12 protein-coding genes are annotated in these 21,220 nt (G+C 43.2%); 6 read left to right on the top strand and 6 right to left on the bottom strand.

Annotated features, from left to right (window positions below; translation table 11 throughout):
- Positions 1-11: 11 nt before the first annotated feature.
- The 4 genes from FD716_RS15725 to FD716_RS15710 form a co-directional block, all read right to left on the bottom strand.
- A complete protein-coding gene (locus FD716_RS15725; RefSeq protein ID WP_139853192.1) occupies positions 12-1,631 on the bottom strand; it encodes an ABC1 kinase family protein in 1,620 nt (539 codons plus the stop codon).
- A 12-nt stretch (positions 1,632-1,643) separates the two neighbouring features.
- Positions 1,644-2,306, bottom strand: a complete 663-nt coding sequence (locus tag FD716_RS15720) for a ubiquinone biosynthesis accessory factor UbiJ (protein WP_139853191.1) — start codon at positions 2,304-2,306, stop codon at positions 1,644-1,646.
- A gap of 11 nt (positions 2,307-2,317) precedes the next feature.
- Complete coding sequence (gene ubiE / locus FD716_RS15715; RefSeq protein ID WP_139853190.1) at positions 2,318-3,259, bottom strand: bifunctional demethylmenaquinone methyltransferase/2-methoxy-6-polyprenyl-1,4-benzoquinol methylase UbiE; 942 nt, start codon at positions 3,257-3,259, stop codon at positions 2,318-2,320.
- Positions 3,260-3,376: 117 nt separating this feature from the next.
- Entirely contained in the window at positions 3,377-4,087 is a 711-nt protein-coding gene (locus tag FD716_RS15710) for an FFLEELY motif protein (protein WP_139853189.1), read from the bottom strand.
- 207 nt (positions 4,088-4,294) lie between these two features.
- Between FD716_RS15710 and pap the strand changes: the two genes are divergently transcribed.
- On the top strand, positions 4,295-5,713 hold the full coding sequence (gene pap, locus FD716_RS15705; RefSeq protein ID WP_139853188.1) for a polyphosphate:AMP phosphotransferase: 1,419 nt from the start codon (positions 4,295-4,297) through the stop codon (positions 5,711-5,713).
- 416 nt (positions 5,714-6,129) lie between these two features.
- Here the strand turns inward: pap and FD716_RS15700 are convergent, their stop codons facing one another.
- Positions 6,130-6,636 carry a hypothetical protein gene (locus tag FD716_RS15700; RefSeq protein ID WP_139853187.1) on the bottom strand — a complete coding sequence of 169 codons (507 nt, stop codon included), beginning with the start codon at positions 6,634-6,636 and terminating at the stop codon, positions 6,130-6,132.
- A gap of 214 nt (positions 6,637-6,850) precedes the next feature.
- Between FD716_RS15700 and FD716_RS15695 the strand changes: the two genes are divergently transcribed.
- The 3 genes from FD716_RS15695 to recD all read left to right on the top strand — a co-directional run bounded on the left by FD716_RS15695 (position 6,851) and on the right by recD (position 16,180).
- Entirely contained in the window at positions 6,851-10,573 is a 3,723-nt protein-coding gene (locus tag FD716_RS15695) for an exodeoxyribonuclease V subunit gamma (protein WP_139853186.1), read from the top strand.
- A 3-nt stretch (positions 10,574-10,576) separates the two neighbouring features.
- The gene (locus FD716_RS15690) at positions 10,577-14,338 is read left to right on the top strand and encodes a UvrD-helicase domain-containing protein (protein ID WP_139853185.1); all 3,762 of its coding nucleotides are present in this window, start codon (positions 10,577-10,579) and stop codon (positions 14,336-14,338) included.
- An 84-nt stretch (positions 14,339-14,422) separates the two neighbouring features.
- Positions 14,423-16,180 (top strand): exodeoxyribonuclease V subunit alpha, encoded by a 1,758-nt coding sequence (gene recD, locus FD716_RS15685; RefSeq protein ID WP_215895471.1) that lies wholly within the window; start codon positions 14,423-14,425, stop codon positions 16,178-16,180.
- 446 nt (positions 16,181-16,626) lie between these two features.
- Here the strand turns inward: recD and FD716_RS15680 are convergent.
- Positions 16,627-17,888, bottom strand: a protein-coding gene (locus tag FD716_RS15680; protein ID WP_139852498.1) for an IS3 family transposase whose coding sequence is annotated in 2 segments (ribosomal slippage) — positions 16,627-17,549 and positions 17,549-17,888 — 1,263 coding nt in all. Because the reading frame shifts where the segments join, the coding sequence is not laid out codon by codon here.
- A 647-nt stretch (positions 17,889-18,535) separates the two neighbouring features.
- Here FD716_RS15680 and rpsO point away from each other — a divergent pair.
- Together rpsO and pnp are read left to right on the top strand one after the other, a co-directional pair.
- Positions 18,536-18,805: a 30S ribosomal protein S15 gene (gene rpsO, locus FD716_RS15675; protein WP_139853183.1), complete on the top strand. Its 270-nt coding sequence runs from the start codon at positions 18,536-18,538 to the stop codon at positions 18,803-18,805.
- 250 nt (positions 18,806-19,055) lie between these two features.
- Positions 19,056-21,143 (top strand): polyribonucleotide nucleotidyltransferase, encoded by a 2,088-nt coding sequence (gene pnp, locus FD716_RS15670; RefSeq protein WP_171477114.1) that lies wholly within the window; start codon positions 19,056-19,058, stop codon positions 21,141-21,143.
- Positions 21,144-21,220: the final 77 nt, after the last annotated feature.

Genomic DNA, 21,220 nt, shown 5'->3' with positions numbered 1-21,220 from the left:
GCGAGAAGGGGCTATTTGCCCATCCGCCACATTGCCAAAATACTTGCCAACACGATTAGGGCAGTCGATACATACCATGGACTAATAATGGCAATGGTGAGTAGTACCGCAATGATGCTGCCATAAATCCAGCTGCGACGTTGTTGGAGCTCCATATTCAAACGTAGACTCTGTATTTCACGCAGTTGTTTGTCATGCCAGTAAGACTGGTTTTTTAGACCATTTAGGCTATCGACCAATAGTCCCGGTAAGTCGTGTGCACCGAGTAATAAATCTGGAATTTGTTGACCAATTTCTTTGATGTTTTTGACTGGATTCATGTTGGCCTTGATCCATTCGGTCAAAATGGGTTTGGCCAGTTTCCAAATATCCAATTGTGGATAGAGATCTGTACCTAAGCCCTCAACGTGCACCAAGGTTTTTAACAGCAGCATCAGTTGCGGTGGAATTTCCAAATGGAACCGTCGTGCAATATCCATGATTTGAATGAGGATACCGGCAAAGTCCAATTGATCCATTGGTTTAGATACCATTGGTCCAACCGTACGGCGCATTTCACGAGACAGCGCATCTTGATCTGTACCGGGTGGAATCCAGCCTGCCTGATGCACAATCTGAATCAGCTGCATGAAGTTGCTGTTCATCACCGCCAATAACATGCGGGCTACGGTCATTTGGTCGTGCTTGGAGAGCTCGCCCATAATCGCGCAGTCCAAGGCAATAAAGCGTGGATTTTGCGGATGAATAGTTTCAACAAAAACGTTGCCCGGATGCATGTCAGCATGGAAAAAGTTATCGCGGAACACTTGAGTGAAGAAAATGGTTAAGCCTTTTTCTGCCAAGTCGGCACGGTCCATCCCCAAAGCATCAAAGGTCGCAGTATCTGAAATCGGCACACCGGTAATCCGTTCAGCCACCATCACATCTTTACTGTCCATATAAACTTCAGGCACATACATCATGCTGGAGCCGGTAAAGTGATGGCGCATCCGACGGGTGTTGTCGGCCTCTAAAGTTAAATCGAGTTCATTTAAAATAATATGGCGATAATTTTGAATAATCTCAGATAAATGCAGTGCGCGTGCCGCTTCAAGCCGTTTCTCTAAACTGATGCCCAGCCATTCTAAAATTTCAAAATCTTGCAGAATTTGCTGGCGAATATTGGGACGTGTGACTTTGACGACGACTTCACGACCATCATGCAAAGCGGCAGTATGCACTTGTGCAATTGATGCAGCAGCCAATGGCTGTTCATCAAAACGGGCAAATAAGGTTGTAATGTCGGCTTTAAGTGACTGTTGAATGCGCACTTTGGCAACATCAACAGAAAAGGGTTTGACTTGGTCTTGTAACAACACCAATTGCGATAAAATTTCAGGTGAAATCAGGTCGCGACGGGTTGAAAGCAATTGGCCCATTTTAATCGCCAACGGGCCCATATCTTCTAAAGCTTGTTTGAGCTTGAGTGGGTTTTTACGTTCACGGCTCGACCAAGCCGCAGGGTGCAAGCGGATAATCGCCAAAATATGCCGAGCTTTTTCTGGAAGTTCTTCCGCAGGAAACAACGTGTCGAGTCTATAGTGCGCAGCGATGCGCCAAAGTTCTAATAAACGTGAAACGTGCGGAATCATATGGGCATTTACCTAGTCTTGATTGGAGTTAAGCTGCACTTGAAGCTGTTGAATTTTAGCTTCAAGCCGATCAATGTTTTGATTGAGTTGGCGGGTGTGCTGCTGCAGATCGTCCATTTGCCAGCGTGGGGCAAATAGTCCGCTGTCTTCTTTAATAAAATCTTCTGCAAAAAATAATTTACTTTGCAAAGAACGTTTGAGGTGTTTGGGCAGGCTTTGTAATTTGCCAATTTCATGCGCCAAACTTGGGCTAACCCAACGACTTAAGTGCGCAGCCACATCAGGCTCTGCCTGTTGCATTATCCGCTGAATATCTTGCAGCAGATGGTAATCGCCTTGCACTGGAATGGTACCGACTTCATCGCTCATCAGCAGCTTAAACAAAGCAACCACATTGTTCACATGCAAGGTAGCTGTTGCTTCGCGAATAACCAAGGCCTGATCAAACGGACGTTGTTCAAAAACAGACGGTTTTTCGGCTTGACCAGTGACCGTAGGTTCTAAACGAACCTTATTGTCATCGAAGAATACATCGACAGAAAGTTGGGGTGAATCAAGGATTACGCGCAACATTTTGCCTTGCAATTGATTGAGTTGGACGCGAGTAATCGCATCCAGATCGATACCATGGTGAATTAAACGTTCTGCTGCACCAAGTGCCAAAATTGACCACATAGAACTAGACCTTAAAGTTTAAAGCCACGGTGTACAGCAACAATACCTGCGGTTAGGTTGTGATAATCACAGTTTTGGAAACCCGCCTGTTCCATCATACCCTTTAAGGTACGTTGGTCTGGATGCATACGAATCGATTCAGCCAAATACTTATAACTTTCAGCATCGTTAGCAATCAATTTACCCATAATTGGCAGGGCAGTGAATGAATACAAGTCATAGAGTTTTGAGAACGGTTCAAATACAGGTTTAGAAAACTCTAAAATCAGTAAACGGCCACCTGGCTTTAAGACGCGATACATCGCTTCGAGAGCTGCATCTTTGTCGGTCACATTACGTAGACCAAAACTGATGGTAACTAAGTCAAAGCTATTGTCGGCAAAAGGTTCAAGGGTTTCAGCATTGGCCAAAACAAAATCGACATTGCTACAGCCGGCGTCAATCAGACGATCACGGCCGACATTGAGCATGGATGCATTGATATCAGAAAGAACGACATGGCCAGTTGGACCGACTTCACGGCTAAATACTTTGGCTAAATCACCTGTGCCGCCTGCGATATCAAGTACATGTTGACCGCGACGTACACCCGACATATTAATGGCAAAACGTTTCCAGAGACGATGGATACCAAAGGACATTAGGTCATTCATGATGTCGTATTTGGCCGCAACCGAATGGAAGACTTCTGCGACTTTCTGGGCTTTATCTTCACTGCTTACAGTTTTGAAACCGAAGTGAGTGGTATCACCGACATTGCCGGTATTGGCGCCACGCGGCAGATTATATTTTGGGACATTTGCGGAAATTGGTGCATCTTGTGTGGCTTGGTCTAGGCTTTGTTGTTGGCCTTGAGCCGTCCCTTGAGGAAGGGGCTCGGTAAGGAAAGGACTCTGATTGTCTGTTTTTACAGCTGCGGGGATCGCGTCAGGCTTTTGATTTTCAGTAGACATTCAAGTCGCTCCTCAACACAAAAAATTAATTTACATTGCCATGCATCATGACAGATTCTGGCACTTTTTACAGCTTCGATGATGCAATTGTTATGAATAATATACGGAAAAATGGATTTATTCGCCGCAAAAGGGATTTGCTTGACCCGCATGTACCGCATACACGATTTGGCGTTCTTTTGCGGTGAAGTGTTGTAGGAACTGCGCCGTGGACTTCATTGGCTTCATTGCGATAAAGCCTTCTCCAATAAAATCGTACATCAATTCAAAACGATATTTGCTGGCAACGGCTTTACACATTTTAAAAGCAGTATGTAACATAAACGAGCGCATATATTTATCTAAATAGCCCCCAAGTTCATCGAGCAGATCTAATTGTTGTAGGCGAGTTTGTTCTTGGTCGAGTTTAATCAAGGTGAGGCGCATCATTTCATTGTCAATGGTTTGATCGGCAGGGTAGTCTTTAAGCAATTGCACCGCCACTTGTTCATCGAGTTGCATGGCAAGTACCGCCAGTTGTACTGATTTTAGGCCAGTTTGAATGGCATTGGCTGGAATGATTTTTTCTGCTTTGTGTGCATATTTTAATAGGCGTTCAATTTGTAGCGAGAGGTCGTCAAATTCAGGGCCACCGTATAAGCGATTCATAAAATATTGCGCCATACGTTGATTTTCACTACGTCTAAACAGGTCTTGATGGCTTTCTTGAATACGTTGCTTGAGCCAATATTGAGCCTCAAATAAGCGTACTTTTAGGACAGGATCTTGGTGATAATTAAGCTGATGATATTGTACTAAAAGATCTTCAAGTGCGGCTAGTTTAGACATTGCATTACTCAGTCTGAAAATGTGCTGACAGCATATCGTCAGTTGCAGTTGATCTCCATGGCAAATAGAAAAAAACCAAAGGAGATTTAGCCAGTGTCTGTCTAGATTTAAAACGAGACATACTTTCTGTACAGAAAAACGTCATCTGGTGGATTCAAATCGTTATAATCAAAACAAATTTTCATTTTAAATAGAATGTGTGCGCCCATGATCGAGCCAACCGAACCTTTTATGCTGATGGACCCTGTCCAGTTGACGATGGACTTAATTGAAGCACAGTACACCTTAAAAGATACCTGCGATAAAAATAACGCCAAAAGCCTGGTGGTCTTGGTTAGTGGGATTGAATTGGCTGGCAAGGGTGAAGCGGTCAAGCAATTACGGGAATGGGTTGATCCACGTTATTTACATGTCAAAGCCGATGCGCCCAATTTATTTAAGCCACGAGAGACCTATTGGCAGCCTTATGCGCGATTCATTCCAGCAGAAGGGCAGATTCAAATTATGTTTGGCAACTGGTATAGCGATTTACTTGAAACCGCAAGCCACGTGTCACAGTCCATCGATGAAACTATTTTTGATACCTATGTTGAGCGGATGCGTGCCTTTGAACAGGATCTTAAAAATAACAACTGTGATGTGATCAAAGTTTGGTTTGATTTATCATGGAAATCCCTGCAAAAACGCTTAGATAGCATTGATCCATCCGAACCACGTTGGCAAGAACTGCATGCGCTCGATTGGCGTAGTAAAAAACAATATGATGTTTTACAAAAGCTCAGACAGCGTTTTACTGACGATTGGCTGATTATTGATTGTGAAGATGAAGCAATACGGGATCAGCAGTTTGCTCAGTATATTCTGCAGGCACTCAAGCATTTACCTAAACATAAAACCAGCATACGCAGTAAATGGCAGCAGGCCAGTGTGCCTGACGTATTGGCAACCCCTGCGACCCAAGCGATGGACAAAGCCGAATACAAAGCAGAGTTGAAAAAACTCACCAAAAAAGTCGGCCTCGCATTAAGCAATGATCCACGTAATATTGTGATTGCTTTTGAAGGTATGGATGCAGCAGGGAAAGGCGGTGCGATTAAACGTATTGTGAAACAACTCGATCCACGACAGTATGAAATTTATACCATTGGTGTGCCAGAAAAATATGAATTGCGTCGACCGTATTTGTGGCGGTTTTGGACCAAACTCAATAGCAGTGGTGAGATTACGATTTTTGATCGGACTTGGTATGGACGGGTATTGGTAGAGCGGATTGAAGGCTATGCGCATCCGATTCAGTGGAAACGTGCCTATGATGAAATTAATCGTTTTGAGCGAGAGCTATGTGACAATCAAACCGTACTGATTAAGTTTTGGTTGGCCATTAGCAAAGAGGAACAAGCACTACGTTTTCAATCACGTCAACAAACCCCACATAAACGCTTTAAAATTACCAAAGATGATTGGCGTAATCGCAATCGTTGGGATGAGTACTTAAGTGCCGCTGCAGATATGTTGGAACGCACCAATACCGATTATGCACCGTGGCATGTAATTGCAACCGATGATAAATATACTGCCCGGATTGAAATGCTTCACGCCATTCTGAAACAACTCAAGGCCGTTTAACGGCCTTGAGCAGTAGCCCTCTGCTTTTTAAGCATAGGTATCTACACAAATATTTAAGAAATATATGTAGTCGAAATATGTAATCTATTTGAGCTTAATACAAGGTATTTAAGTCCTGTTTAGATTTGGAATTTGGGGCTGAATGCAAATTTCATTGAATTTCAGAAATACCCAATCTCCCCTCTTACGCCATATATGGCTCATCTTTTCCAAAGAGGGGGACTTTTTGGGGAATTCAAAGCCTAGTATATGCTACACAACGCTCCTTCCTTAGAAAAAGGAAGGTTGGGATGGATTGCTTTGAATCGTAATCCATATATCAAAAGATGTGTAGATACCTCTCCTTTTTAAGGAGAGGCTGGGAGAGGTTATTTTTAATGTGTAAGCAGAGGCCGCGAGAGGTCACTTAAACGGCATTAACTGACGGTGTTAGCATGTTGCTCGGCACGTATTTTTCGAGCCAATTTATAACATTCGTCTACATGCGTTTCTGCGACTTTTTTCATAATAAAGTAGCCCAGTCCTGCAGCCACCAATTGCCCACCCAAAGGAATAAACTTGGTCACTTGTTTGGTGACGATCTTGGTTGCAAAATTATTAATTGATTTTTTAATCGCAGTACGCGCAAGAACAAAACCTGAAAACTCAACCCCACGTTTACGCAGTTCATCCCAATGGATTTTTTTGGTAGCCGCATCGTAAACCGTGATTTGATCAGGGGCCAAGCCGAAACGTGCACTAATCTCTGGGATCAAGTAAGACAACATACTCACATCAATCACCACATCAAAAAAAGGAACGGGCACAATGGCCGCACCTGCTGACACATAAGCACGCTTTCGAACCAGGTGCAGGCATTCTTCGCGGATGCGTTCTAAGTCTAAACTTGGATCAATTGAATCAGGAATTTTATCTATTTTCATGAATATATCCATTGCCTCGGTATTATACTAAGATCATTGAAGCACAGCTTCACACATTTGATCAAAAATTTTTAAAATCACGATAAGTGAAAAGTACAGCAACAGTATCAGTTACTGTAGCTATATTTTTTATGTTTTTGTTCACGTTTAAGTTTTTCACTTTGTTGCTGGTTGTATTTTTTGCTTTATTTTCGCGAGATGTGGTTGGTTGTTTATGGGAATTCATGTCATTCAGAGTCAGCGGATAGAAGTCTTGCTGCAAGGGGTTCTGCAGATGACTGCCCGAACCTCAAGCCAACCTTTTCAGGTGCTCAATACCCAGCATTTTGTGGTGCCGACTGCTGCGGTTCAACAGTGGCTGACGCAAAAGATTTCAGAGCAACAAGGGATTAGTGCCAACCAACACTTCCATTTGGGGATTCGTGGTTTTCAATGGTCTGTCTACCAAAGTGTGCTGGAAGATAAAGATAAAGTACGTAAGGCCAATATTCCGCGCTTGATTATGAAATGGCGGATCTATCAAGTGCTCAAGAGCTTTATTGAACCCGATCAAATCAGTCTGACGACAGCGCATCCGCTGCATAGTATTGTGCAACGGATCTATGACAGTGCGGCCTTGCTCGAAGATCCGGTTGCATTAAAACTCAAAAAACAAAGCATGCTGTACTGGGTCTCTGAACAGGTCTCAAAACTGTTTAGCCACTATATGTTGTATCGCGGCTATTGCTTAAAAGGCTGTGGCAGCAACTGTAGCTGTCCCACCAATTGGTTGCAGGCGTGGGGACGCAATCAGGCGCTCAATATTGAACATTTATTTTTTAAAACCAATACCGAAGTATCCGCCTTTAGTTTGCAGCAAGCAGAACAGTTAGAAGCATGGCAACGTTGGTTGTGGCAGGAAAGTTTTGCGGCTGATTTTGCGGAAGTACAAACAATTGATACTGATTTTTGGCAGGTTATGGATGATCCCGCACAGCGTGCAGATGTGCTAGGTCGCTTACCGGCACAATTGCTGGTCTTTACTTTGCTCGATTTGGCACCGAGTCAATTGCAATTTTTGCGTCGTCTCGGTCAGTACATCGATGTAACGATTTTGCACTATAACCCATCACAAGAATATTGGGCGGACAGTGTCGATCCCAACTGGAAAAAGCAGTATGACCTTGGGGTGAAAGCACGTTTTGTCGCGAAGCATCCCAAAGCCACCGATGCCGATATTGCTCAATTTTTTGATGATTTTAATTTAAATTTTAATGCAGAAGTTCGGGAGTCTCGTCATCCGCTGCTGACCCGTTTTGGCAAGCAAGCCCGTGACCATTTCTCCTTGCTTTCCCATTTATCCGCTGGCGAGGAAGGCCAATGGGTTGATGCCTTTGTTGATGAATTTCCCGCGCATCTGTTGGGCAAGTTGCAGTCGGATATTTTGTATTTGGTTGAACCCGAAGTACATGGCTATGCACTCGATCCGCAAGATGATTCGATTCAAATTCATGTCTGCCATTCTAGTTTGCGTCAGTTGGAAGTACTCAAAGATCAATTGCTGCATTGGTTATCACAAAGTAGCGCGGCAGATCCTCGACGTGCCAGTGATGTGCTGATTTTAGTGCCCGATTTAAAACAAATCGAACCGCTGATTCGCGAAGTTTTTCCTGCGACTGCCAATCAAGTGGGCGTATTCCTGCCCGTGAAAATTGCAGGGGTGACTCAACTAGATGTCAACTTGGCATGGCAAGCGGTGGTTGGCCGGATTAAATTGAGTCAAGGTCGCTTTACGGTTGAGGAATTTAGCGATTGGTTACAACTACCTGCCAGTCAATTGCGCTATGGCTTAGACGTCGATCAAAGTGATCGGATGTTAGATTTGTTGGTCAAAGCCGGCTTTAAACGTGGACTCGATGCAGCACATTTACAGCGGAGTCTGAGTGCAGAAGACCAAGATTACCGCTTTAGTTTTAAATTTGCCTTAGATCGTTTGGCAATGGGTTTGGCAATTCCCGTTCATCAAATGTTTGAACAAACCTTGTGCTATGCCGAATTGAGTCGTGATGACTTTGCCTTGGTTGGGCATCTGATTCAAATCTATCAAGATTTTTCAGCGCGTAGCGACTGGATGATTGCTCATGAGTTGGGGCGTAACTTCGCTGTTGATCTTTGGCTAAAACGTTTGATGCAAGACCTCGTTGAGTTTGAGCAAGCAGGGGTTGAGTCACTGAAGCATTTACGTGAAATTATTAAAAAACAAGAACGCATGCTGACCTTGGCCAGTTTTTATGACGAGCATGATCAAGCTACTTTGCAACAGTTTAATTTACCTTTACCGTATTTATTAACTGAAATTGAAAATACCTTAGACAGTCAACTTGATCAGACTTTGCCGACAGGGCAGATCACCTTTAGTCAAATTGGGCAGATTCGCCCATTGCCCTATAAGTTAATGGTGATGTTGAATCTCGATGGCGGTAAATTCCCCAATCGAGATCAACATATTCCATTTGATTTGATGCATTTACTGCGACCACAACTTGGAGACCGTTCACGACTCGAAGATGATCAAGGGGCATTCTTAGATGCCATGTTATTGGCACAAGACAATTTGTGGTTATTTTATAACGGCTTTGATGTGAGTGATGGCGAAGTCCGTGAGCCATCCAGTGTGTTACAGGAACTGATCAATCATTTGGCTTTGATCAGTCAACCGCAGACACAGGCCAATGCGCAACCGTTGTCTACTGCAACGCACGCAGCACAGCATGGCGCGAATGATGCGAATCAAGTTGATCAAATGGTATCAATCAATGGGATTGAGGTACCAGTGCAAATCCAACAGTTGTATCGGGTTCATCCCTTACAACCTTTTGATCCCGCAGGCTTTGTTGCTACAGGCTTAAATCGTTATCAAGATCAATGGTTCCAGGTCGCATTACAATTACGTCAGCAAAATGCTTTGTCACAACGTGAGCCGTGGGCCAATGTTGAGCATCCCATCGAACAAGAAGCGGTCACTGTGTTGGATGCCGGGCAATGGATTCACGATGTAACATTCCCTGCGCGGCTATATTTAAAAAGTTTGGGCGTGCAAAATTTACGGGCAGAGGATATTCCTGCGCTGAGTGAACCTTTGCTGCTCGATGGTTTAAGTCGCTATAACATTCGTCATTTTTTACATCAGCAAGATGATGAACAGGCACAGGCAGCAGATGTTGATTTGCTGCAAGATCAATTGCCTGTGGGTAAGGTGCGGCACAGTGCTTGGCAAATCAGTTTGGTTGAACAGCAAAGTTTAGCGCAACGCTTAGCCCTGTATGCCACAGCGGTCACCCCAACCACGATGCGGCAATGGCGGATTGAGCCAACGGTCAATATGAATTTACGTTTGCCTACAGAAGCGACTTCGCTCTGGGTGAGCGTCGATGCATCGAGTGCACGCGCGAAGCGCCGTGCCAAGGTTTGGTTGGAGTATTTGCTGTGGTTGAGTTATGCCAATTTTAGTGATGAACAGGCGCTGCAATTACAGCGTATCGCTATTTTTAGTGATGCGACCATCATCAATACAGGCTTAACTTCGGTGCAAGCAAAAGCTTATTTGGCAGATTGGTTTACCGCCTATGCCTATGCACAGCAACAGCCTTTGGTCCTACCTGCGGCATTGTTGCTGCATCTGGCTGAAACAGGCAAGACACTTGAGTGGGAAAGTGATGCCTTTGGTCAAAACAGTTTGAGCAACTTTGCTGATTTACTCAAAGTGTGGAATGCCGATGCTGCGAAGTTTATGAGTTCATTTTCAGTTGAAGACAATGAAGCGACCAAGTTTCATCGAGACTGGCAATTTATTTTACAAGAGCAAGATGCAACGGCCCTGTTAAATAGCGCCTGCGCTCAATTTGCTTATACCTTGTATCAACCAATTTATCAGTATCAATCTGTGGCCGAGGAATAAGGCATGTCTACCCAAAAAGTGTCTACTCAGCCGATTGAAGATATGCAGTTTTCGGGCTTGCATTGGATCGAAGCCTCTGCCGGAACCGGTAAAACCTACACCTTATCGAGCTTAATGGTACGGATTTTCTTAGAGAAATATCTACCGAAACAAGTGATTGCCACCACCTTTACCCGTAAGGCAGCAGCCGAACTCAAAGCGCGTATTCGTACGCGATTGGTGGATACTTTGCGTTATTTGGATGCCTGTCGAACCTTGACTGAGCAACAGGTGTTGGCAAAGGCAAAGGTCGAGTCTGATCCTTTGTTTGCCAAAGTGTTGCAGAGCTTTGCGCATCAAATTGCTTATGCCTGTGAGCGGTTAAAGTTGGTTATCGATCAACTGGACGAACTTTTTGTTGGAACGTTGGACAGTTTTAGTCAAAAGTTATTGCGTGAATTTTCTTTTGAAAGTGGCAAAATCGAACGAGCCATCATTACCGATGATGCCAAGCGTTATACCCAGCAATTGATTCATGATGTATTGAGACAGTGGATTCAACAGCAACCGCAAGCCAGCATTGACTATCTACTGCTGAATAAAAAACTAAAGTCGCTGGATGCTTATGTCGATGTAGTGGAAAACAGCTTGAACTTTGCCTCAGCAAAATTTCAAGAAGTGCCACAACCTGAATTAGACCTCGATAAATTTGAACTTGAGATTCAGCGTTTAACCCAACTGGAGTTGAGTGCCGTTGATGGCTTATCTGCTTACTATTTGGCGGAAGGCGAATACTTTAAGGTTGTTGCTAAAAAATGGCGTGATGGCAGCAAAATGCAAGTGTTGTTACAACAGCATCTGCCCACCTTTATTGCCGCCTTAGCAGCGCAAGGGGTTTATGCTTTATTCGCGGCACAACATGCCGATACCATTAAGCAATTAACCGACCTTTCGACCAAGAAAGTACTGAATAAATGCGCGGAAGATATTGTTACGACCTTTGATGATCACATCATTATCAAGACTTTGAGGCAGTTTTTTGAACGCCTCGCGGCACTAACCACAGATCTAGAGACTTTAGACAGTGCGCTGCAATATCACTTGGCCAATCAAGTTAAAAAGCGCTTACCCCAATTGCTACAGCAGCAAGGTGAAACCACCTTTGCGCAGCAAATTCGAACCTTGGCAGAAGCACTAGAAGGGGAGCAGGGCCAAGTCTTTGCCAGTTTTGTACATGCCAAATATCCACTGATCTTAGTCGATGAATTCCAAGACACCAACCAAGACCAAGATGATATGTTGGCGCAAATTTGGCGTCAGCCGAAACGGGTGCAGCAGGGTTGTATGATTATGGTCGGTGACCGTAAGCAGGCGATTTATGGTTTTCGTGGTGGCGATATGCTGACCTTTTTAAAAGCACATCAAGATGTGTTTGGCAAACATGGTCAGCAGTATCATTTGGTACACAACCACCGTTCTGTGCGTGAGTTGGTTGAAGTGGTCGATGCTCTGTTTCAGCGGCAAATGGATTTTGGTGAGCAAGTCGAGTACACGCCAGTACAGGCAGGCAGTCGGCCACATCCTGCCCTCGTTGATGAGGGCGTGAACAATCCAACGCCTTTACGCTGGGTACAGCTGGAAGATAAAGCCACTGAGGCAGAACAGGTGGCTTGGAAAATTCGAAGCCTACTCAATCAAGGGCGACTTGGACGGTTATATTTTGCAGAGAAAACTGGCGACCGTGCCTTGGGTGAAAACGATATTGCAGTGCTGTCTAAAAACCACAATGATCTCGATAAAGTTCAGTTTGCATTAAATTTTCTTGGGATACGAGCCAATCGACCCTCGAAAAAAAGTGTGTTTGAAAGCCAAATTGCCAAAGATGTGGGGGCGGTGCTGGCTGCAATTTTGCATCCTTATGATGAGGCTAAAGTGAAGCGTGCTTTACTCAGTCGGCTGATCGGCTTTAACCTAAAAATGTTAATTCAGCTCAACACGCAAGCCAGTGGGTTAAGTGACTATATTGAGCAGTTTGATCAGATTCGTGAGCAATGGTTAAAACAAGGTTTTTTAGCGGCTTGGCAGACATTACTCAGTCGCTTTAACGTTTGGTCGGTTTTGGTTGAACAGCCCAGCCGTGACAATGAACGGGTGGTGGTCAATTTACGCCATGTCACCGAATTACTCAGTCAGCACAGTGAGCAGTATTCGGGAGCGCAAAATCTCTATCATTGGTATTTAAAACAATTAACCAAACCAGCACAGCGGGAATGGGAACTCGAACGTAAGCTCTCAGACGAGGCAGGCGTGCAGTTGCTTACCATTCACCAATCGAAGGGCTTGGAATTTAAAATTGTATTTTTGCTTGGGGCCGATAAGGCATTTCGAGAAATGCATAAGACCCTGAACTTTTCAACAACTGAAAGCCTGAACCCAGAAACCGGCCAAGTCGAGTTACAGCGGATTGTTGCCGTCAACGATAAGAACACACTCAATCAAGCGGATATTGATCAACACAATGCGCGAGTGGTGGCCGAGCAGCATCGACTCTGGTATGTGGCTTTGACCCGTGCCAGTTATCGCGTTTATGCCATGCTACAAGATCAAGAGGGCAAGTCCACCACAGGCTTGGCCTTTTGGCGGGGTCATGCTGCGGACAGTTTTGAGCATGCTTATAGTGCACTAGAGCCGTTGCTATTAGAACGTCCAGTGCAAGTTGCAGCACAACAGCTTGAGGTCTTGGTGCCGATCCAAGCCTTAGCACTACCGCAGCAACGCTTTTATGCGCGAGGCAAAACCAGTTTTAGTTATTTAGCACAACATTTAACGAGGCAGCAAATTCAAGATGCTTTGGCTGTGGCTGACCAAGACCTACAAGGTGCTGAAGATGAAGTGCATTTTCCAGCGACTGTACCGGGATTCGTCACCAATCATCACACAGCCAATCGACAAGATAACGTTGATCTGCAAGCGGATGATGCACAAATCAGTTGGATTCAGGCCAATTTCCCAATGGGAACTGTCGCAGGTAATTTTTTACATGAAATGTTTGAGCAGATTGATTTTCAAGATCAAAGCTTGTGGCCGTTGCTGATCCATCGTCGTTTTAAAAATGATTACAGTTTGCTGTGGCAAAGTTTGTTTGAAAAGTTTCAGACCGCTTTTCCAGAACAGCAGGAGGGTGTGGAAGAGCATTTAATTCAATTGTTAATGGCATGGTTTGATGGTGTGCTAAAAACACCGTTACATGCAGGCTTTCAGTTGCAGCAGCTTAACGCTGCTGAGTACTTGTCTGAATTTCCATTTTATTTGGCCTTGGCCGATCATCGCTTGGCGACGCAACGTATTCATCAGCTTTTTGCCGAATATGATCTGCATATGCCCCTGTTTAATGAGGCAAATTCAGCACGTTATTTAAATGGTTCAATCGATTTAGTCTTTTATGATGGTCAGCGCTATCACATTGCCGATTATAAAAGTAATTTCTTGGGGGGGGCACAGTCCGATTATGATCAGCACGCAATCCAAGAAAGTATGACCTATGCCAGTTATTGGTTGCAGGCTGCCTTGTATTTGGTGGCATTGCATCGTTACTTAAAACTGAATTTACAGGATTATCACATCGAACGTGATCTGGGTGGCGCGAGCTATTTATATTTGCGAGGCATGCATGCAGATGCGGCATTGGGCTATTTTTATTGGCAACCGACCGCTGAATTTGTACTTCGGCTTGACGCTATTCTAGGCTATTTTGCTGAGGATAAATACGTTGATAACCCGGTATAGAATGTAAGAAGTTGATATAAATCAAATCACTATATTGTGGGTAAGTTTGTTGAAAAACCTGTAGATAACTCTGAGGATAACTGTGTGGAAAATAAGCAAGATTTAGACCTTCAGATTCCTGCGTGGATTGAAATCTGGAGTCGATACTTACTCGCGCAGTCACCAGCATCTTCAGGATGGCATGGTGCAGCGACTGATTTAATTCATCAGATTTTACTTGCAACGACACGTGGCGAGAGCTGTATTGCGGCGACAGAAAGCCAAATACTTGCGTTGCAGCATCTCGCGGTGGAGCAGTATAACGCATCTGCTGAGGTTGCGCCTTTTGTTTATGACGATCAATTTGTATATCTTTATCGCTATTGGCAGCTTGAGCAGCGTTTAGCCAAACAAATCATTCGGATACAGCAGCAAGAAGTCGATATTGTCGATACAAAAAACTTTCAGCATTTACTCAGCGATCCACAGCAAAAAAGTGCCTTAGAGATGGTGGCCAAACAGGCTTTGAGTATTATTACAGGTGGGCCGGGTACGGGGAAAACCTATACGCTGGCACGGATTATCGCGGTATTGCATGATGCCAATGCAGACTTGCGGATTGCAATGGCAGCACCGACAGGGAAAGCGGCCCAGCGCATGAAAGAGGCACTACAACATTCATTTAATGATGAAAAGCTGACTGAGCTGGGTTTGATGGATGAGGGCTTGAAGCAACAAGAAACCTTGACGATTCACCGTTTACTGGGCTTGGGCCATCATGGTGTGGCACGTTTTCATGCCAAACAACCTTTGCCCTTTGATGTGATTGTGATTGATGAAGCTTCAATGTTGGACTTGCAATTGGCTACCTTGCTGTTGGAGGCAATTTCACCCCAATGCCGATTGATTTTATTGGGGGATGCACAGCAATTGGCCTCTGTCGATGTCGGAGCGGTATTGGCAGACTTGCAGCAGCTTGAGCTCCTACGAGACAACCGTGTGAATTTGATTACCAGTCGTCGTTTTAAAGCGGGTGCTTTAATTGGTCAGATGGCCGGTTTTATCCAAGCACAGCAAAATCCAGACTTTGACGCAGACCAGATACTAAGGGATTTTGCGAAAGCCGTTGTGCCCGCAACCCAACTTAATCGTGTGCCTTTAAGCGTTGATATGGATGATGTGATTCAACTTGAGTACTTAGAGCAACTGTATGAAAAAGAGAGTGTTAACAACTATCAAAAGTTGAGCTGGGGATTTCGTGATTATTTTGAGCAGCTTGACCGTTATATTGCCAATCAAGATCCGTCGATAGAATTAGATGCCTTGGTTAAGGCCTTTGATCAATATCGAATTTTGACACCGATCCATTTTGGGGGATTGGGTTTGGCTGCATTGAACAAGGCGATGGAAGCTCTTTTTTTAGAGCAATATCCCTATGTGAGACATGGTGATTGGTATGTGGGGCGGCCTGTAATGATTACAAGTAATGATTATCAGCTTGGACTCTCTAATGGTGACATTGGTCTGTGTTTGCCACATCGGAGTCAAGCGCAGCAATATGAGGTCTATTTTCCAAGTTTGGATTTATGGTTTGCTGCAACACGTTTGCCAAAATCGATTCAAACGGCCTTCGCAATGACAATTCATAAATCGCAGGGTTCAGAGTTTAAGCATGTGGCTGTTGTTTTTGATTCTAGTTCAGAAAAGCTTTTAAGTCAGGAACTTATTTATACCGCAATAACGCGAGCAAAATCTGTTGTGAGCTTATTGGTGGATAAAAATACCTTTGCGAAGAGCTTATTTGTGAAGACTTGTCGCACCAGTGGCTTAGCAAAAAAGATACAGCAGGACGCTAAACGGTGAGTAATTAAGCTAAATTTCTATTTTGTAGGAAATTGCTTACAAGGATACGAGAGATTTACCCATAGAGTGGATAGGATCTTTTTGAGATCATGTGTTTACATAATAAATAGCTCGGCAAGGAACGTTGAGTTAAATCGCAAAATGAAAACAATTTAAAATCGAGAGATTGCGAGCTTACAAGTATGTAAGTAATAAAGATGAAATTTACAGCCGCTAAGCCTTGTAGTTTTGGGAGAGACTACAAGGCTTTTTTATGTTCAAATTTCGGAGATTGTTAAGAAAATATTGTTAATAACCAGTTAACTTTATGTACAGTTATTGTTTACATAACGCTACTAAAGTGGCTAACTTTTTTTAAAAAAATATGCCAATATGTAAACATAATAAAAATGTGAATAAATCACTTTATACTAATGATTGTCTAGTCCTGAAATAGGTTGACAGTTTTATGCAACGAATTGCTCTCTATTTCTAAACTCGATTATAGACGCCTGATGCACTGCATCAGGCGTTTTATATCCTAAAGATAAATGTGGTCTCAAGCTATTATAGGCTTCAATTGATTCGGCAATTATTATTCGGGCTTGCTTTAAATCTCGTGGCTTCTCTAGCAGAAACTCCTGTTTCAAGATTCCATTTACTCGCTCCGCTAAAGCATTTTGATAACAATCATAACCGTCTGTCATTGAACAGGTAATACCTTCAACCACATGAATATTTTGATAATTATCAGAACAATACTGAATACCTCGATCCGAGTGATGCACTAGCTGCTGATCTGTCTGCCTTGATTTAATCGCTACCAATAATGCTTTTGCTACATGCTCTGTATGTAGGCTCTCATGCACATAATATCCAACGATTTTACGTGAGAAAGCATCTGTGATCAGGCTTAAATACACTGTTTGTTCATGTGTAGGAATATACGTTATATCAGCAACCCACAACTGCTCACTACCCGTTACAGCTACTTGGTTCTCACCTGCTTTAAGTACGTTAGGGTGTTTTCTAAAACGGTGATGACTATTCGTCGTTTTGTGATACGAACGCCTGAGTTTAATGAGCATATTTGCACCACGCAATATATCGAATAAACCATCTCGCCCAAGCTTGATTTTTAAATCTTGAAAGCGCGATTTAAGTAAGAAATATAATTTACGTGTCCCTAATCGGGGTAATTGCAACCGCTGACTTATTACAAGTTCTACCACACTATTAGCCATTTTCGCCTTAGCTTTAAGGCTTTGAAATTGTTTGTAATAGGCTTGGCGGCTAATACCATAATGGCGGCAAGCGGTATCAATACTCATCGCTTTTTCGGCTTTGAGGTTTTGGACAGCTTGCCTAAAGGCTTTTTTATCAGTGGATTAGGGTACTCTGTACGAATAATTCTGACGACTTCTTCAAATAGCATAGCCTTTTGTTGTGCTTCAAGAAGTTGCACTTCTAATTCTTTAATACGTTGTTCTGGAGTAAGTGGTTGATTTTTCATATTAGCGGCACTGTTTTTATTAGATGTAGCTCCAAGCGTACACCAATCCATAGAGCCATGCTTTCTTAACCAGTTACGAACAGTTGAATGACTCTGTATGCCGTAGCGCTTAGCAGCTTCAATATAAGTCATCTCGCCACGTTCAATTTGGGCGACAACACTCAATTTAAAAGACATGCTGTAATCGCGTTGAGTACGCTTAACGTATTGGTTCATTTGACACTCCTGAGCTAACGCTCTGTTGTGTCAACCTATTCTAGGACGGGACAGATAAATAAAATTATAAAAACTATTAATTAAGAAACTACAGCGCACGAAAGGCCCTTAAGCTTGCTTAAGGGCCTTTTCTTATGTCGGGAATAAAGAGTTAAACAATCAAAATAAAAGTATTTCCACCTTATTTGAGTTAAGTGTGTTGAATTTCAGGAGATCGATTAACAAATAAACGATTACTTCTGGTTAAAAATTGAGTTATGATCGCGCCTTTTTAGTTTTATGCATTATTTGAAAAAAGAGCTTGACTCGACTAGGTGTTGAGACACATCGACAGGGTGTTGAAACAACAGAATTAGAGATACGCTTTTGGAGCAGATACAGTGCCGTCGAGATCCAGACTAAATTTTTGCATTTCAGCATGGCACTTTACCTTTCTTTTAAAATCACTCTGAGAAACTGCGTTTATTGAACAGATTCCTTTTCGGAGTGTTCATATGAGTTCAACAAATATGCAATGCATCTTTTGCAATCTTGCGGTAGTTCCTTTAAAATGGCCGAATGCTGTAGTGATGCACGGCAGTCAACGCGGTTTTTGACCAAATTGATTTTTATCAATCATTAAATATTAAGCATCTCGGAGAAATCGAATGGCTTTAACTAACGCAGATCGCGCAGAAATCGTTGCTAAATTCGCACGTGCAGAAAACGATACAGGTTCACCAGAAGTTCAAGTTGCTTTGTTAACTGCTCAAATTAACAGTTTGCAAGGTCACTTTAAAGATCACAAACATGACCATCACAGCCGTCGTGGTTTGATCCGTATGGTTAACCAACGTCGTAAATTGCTTGATTACCTTAAAGGTAAAGACGTGTCACGTTATACAGCTTTGATTGCTGCACTAGGTTTACGTCGTTAATTCGATTTAAACTTTTAATTTCATCATATGCCTATGCAGTTGCTGAAAGCAGAAGTTTACCTAGCATTGACTAGGTAGTTGAGAAGGGGCGATTGTTCGCTCCTTCTTTGTGTTTTTAAAACGTGTTTTTATAAGTTATCTAGTGAGGTCGGCTTCTAAGCTTTGTTATTTTGATGCTTGTCTCCGGCAAAAAATGCCAAAGCTTAGGGGTCTCCACTAGAAAAAAATCAGGAAATACAATTACATGTCTATGTTTAATATTATTCGTAAAGAATTCCAATTTGGTCAACATCAAGTTGTTTTAGAAACAGGTCGTGTTGCTCGTCAAGCGAATACTGTTTTTATTACCATGGGTGGTGTGACTGTATTGGTTGCAGTGGTTGCTCAACCAACGGCTAAAGCGGGTCAAGACTTTTTCCCATTGACTGTAAATTATCAAGAAAAACAATATGCAGCTGGTCGTATTCCAGGTGGATATGGCAAGCGCGAAGGTCGTGCATCTGAAGCTGAAACTTTAATTTCACGCTTAATTGACCGTCCAATTCGTCCATTGTTCCCAGAAGGTTTCTATAACGAAATCCAAGTAACCGCAAGTGTGGTTTCTTCTGACAAAACCATGGATGCAGATATTGCTGCGATGTTAGGTACTTCGGCTGCACTTTCAATTGCAGGCGTACCTTTCCGTGGTCCAATCGGTGGTGCACGTGTTGGTTTGATCAACGGTGAATATGTTCTTAACCCAAATCACGAACAGTTAAAAGAAAGTGAACTTGATCTTGTGGTTGCAGGTACTGAATCTGCAGTATTGATGGTTGAATCTGAAGCGAAAGAGCTTTCAGAAGACCAAATGCTAGGTGCTGTACTGTTCGGTCATGACGAAATGCAAATCGCTATTCAAGCGATTAAAGAATTTGCAGCTGCTGCGGGTGCAAAACAATCAACTTGGGTTGCACCAAGCAAAAATGAAGCTTTACTTGCTCAGTTAAAAGATGCATTTGAAGCAAAAATTTCTGAAGCTTATACCATTGCAGTCAAACAAGACCGTTATACCGCACTTGATGCTTTACATGCTGAAGCAATGGCGCAGTTTGCTCCTGAAGGCGCTGAAGCGGGTGTGGCTGACGAAGTAAACGAATTATTTGAAGATCTAAAATACCGCACTGTGCGTGACAACATTTTGTCAGGCAAGCCACGTATTGACGGTCGTGATACCACAACTGTCCGTGCATTAGATGTACAAGCTGGGGTATTGGATCGTGCACACGGTTCAGCATTGTTTACCCGTGGTGAAACTCAGGCACTTGTGACTGCAACACTCGGTAATACCCGTGACGCGCTCATGGTTGATACCTTATGTGGTACAAAAACTGACAACTTCATGTTGCATTACAACTTCCCTGCATACTCTGTAGGTGAAACAGGTCGTGAATCTGGTCCTAAACGTCGTGAAATCGGTCATGGTCGTCTTGCACGCCGTGGTATTCAAGCCGTTCTTCCTGCTGCTGACCGCTTCCCGTACGTGATTCGTATCGTATCTGATATCACTGAATCAAATGGTTCGTCTTCAATGGCGTCTGTTTGTGGTGCATCACTTGCGCTTATGGATGCGGGTGTACCGTTAAAAGCACCTGTTGCAGGTATTGCAATGGGCCTCGTCAAAGAAGGCGAGCGTTTTGCCGTACTTTCTGACATCTTAGGTGATGAAGATCATCTTGGTGATATGGACTTTAAAGTTGCTGGTTCTGCCAATGGTATTACTGCGCTTCAAATGGACATTAAAATCGAAGGTATTAACGAAGAAATTATGGAAGTTGCATTGAATCAAGCTTATGCAGGTCGTATGCATATCTTGAACGCAATGAACCAAGTACTTTCTCGTGCACGTGCTGAAATTTCTATGCACGCACCGACCTTTGAAGTGATTAACATTAATCCAGACAAGATCCGTGATGTTATTGGTAAAGGTGGTGCAACCATCCGCGCAATCACTGAAGAAACCAAAGCTGCGATTGATATTGAAGACAACGGTACCGTTCGTGTCTTTGGTGAAACCAAAGCTGCAGCAAAAGCCGCAATTGCGAAAATCCAAGCATTAACTGCTGAGATTGAACCAGGTACGATCTATACTGGTAAAGTGATTCGTATTGTTGAATTTGGTGCATTTGTGAACATTATGCCGGGTACTGATGGCCTATTGCATATTTCACAAATTTCAAATGAACGCGTTGCAAACGTAACTGACGTGTTAACTGAAGGTCAAGAAATTAAAGTTCAAGTACAAGACGTCGACAACCGTGGTCGTATTAAATTGAGCATGAAAGATATTGAACAAGCTTAAATCCTAAGCTGAGTTCAAACTTAGCCCAAGATTACTTGTACCGAAAAAAGTCCGCTTGATGCGGACTTTTTTTATGG

Source organism: Acinetobacter pullicarnis (assembly GCF_006352475.1).
GTDB classification, from domain to species: Bacteria; Pseudomonadota; Gammaproteobacteria; order Pseudomonadales; family Moraxellaceae; genus Acinetobacter; species Acinetobacter pullicarnis.
The sequence above is the reverse complement of the archived record's forward strand: the minus strand, read 5'-3'. Positions and strand labels throughout refer to the sequence as shown.

What these genes read in the sequence shown, in the direction of transcription:
- FD716_RS15725 (WP_139853192.1), bottom strand. Translation starts at nt 1,631, where the DNA reads ATGATTCCGCACGTTTCACGTTTATTAGAACTTTGGCGCATCGCTGCG.
- FD716_RS15720 (WP_139853191.1), bottom strand. Translation starts at nt 2,306, where the DNA reads ATGTGGTCAATTTTGGCACTTGGTGCAGCAGAACGTTTAATTCACCAT.
- ubiE (WP_139853190.1), bottom strand. Translation starts at nt 3,259, where the DNA reads ATGTCTACTGAAAATCAAAAGCCTGACGCGATCCCCGCAGCTGTAAAA.
- FD716_RS15710 (WP_139853189.1), bottom strand. Translation starts at nt 4,087, where the DNA reads ATGTCTAAACTAGCCGCACTTGAAGATCTTTTAGTACAATATCATCAG.
- pap (WP_139853188.1), top strand. Translation starts at nt 4,295, where the DNA reads ATGATCGAGCCAACCGAACCTTTTATGCTGATGGACCCTGTCCAGTTG.
- FD716_RS15700 (WP_139853187.1), bottom strand. Translation starts at nt 6,636, where the DNA reads ATGAAAATAGATAAAATTCCTGATTCAATTGATCCAAGTTTAGACTTA.
- FD716_RS15695 (WP_139853186.1), top strand. Translation starts at nt 6,851, where the DNA reads ATGGGAATTCATGTCATTCAGAGTCAGCGGATAGAAGTCTTGCTGCAA.
- FD716_RS15690 (WP_139853185.1), top strand. Translation starts at nt 10,577, where the DNA reads ATGTCTACCCAAAAAGTGTCTACTCAGCCGATTGAAGATATGCAGTTT.
- rpsO (WP_139853183.1), top strand. Translation starts at nt 18,536, where the DNA reads ATGGCTTTAACTAACGCAGATCGCGCAGAAATCGTTGCTAAATTCGCA.
- pnp (WP_171477114.1), top strand. Translation starts at nt 19,056, where the DNA reads ATGTTTAATATTATTCGTAAAGAATTCCAATTTGGTCAACATCAAGTT.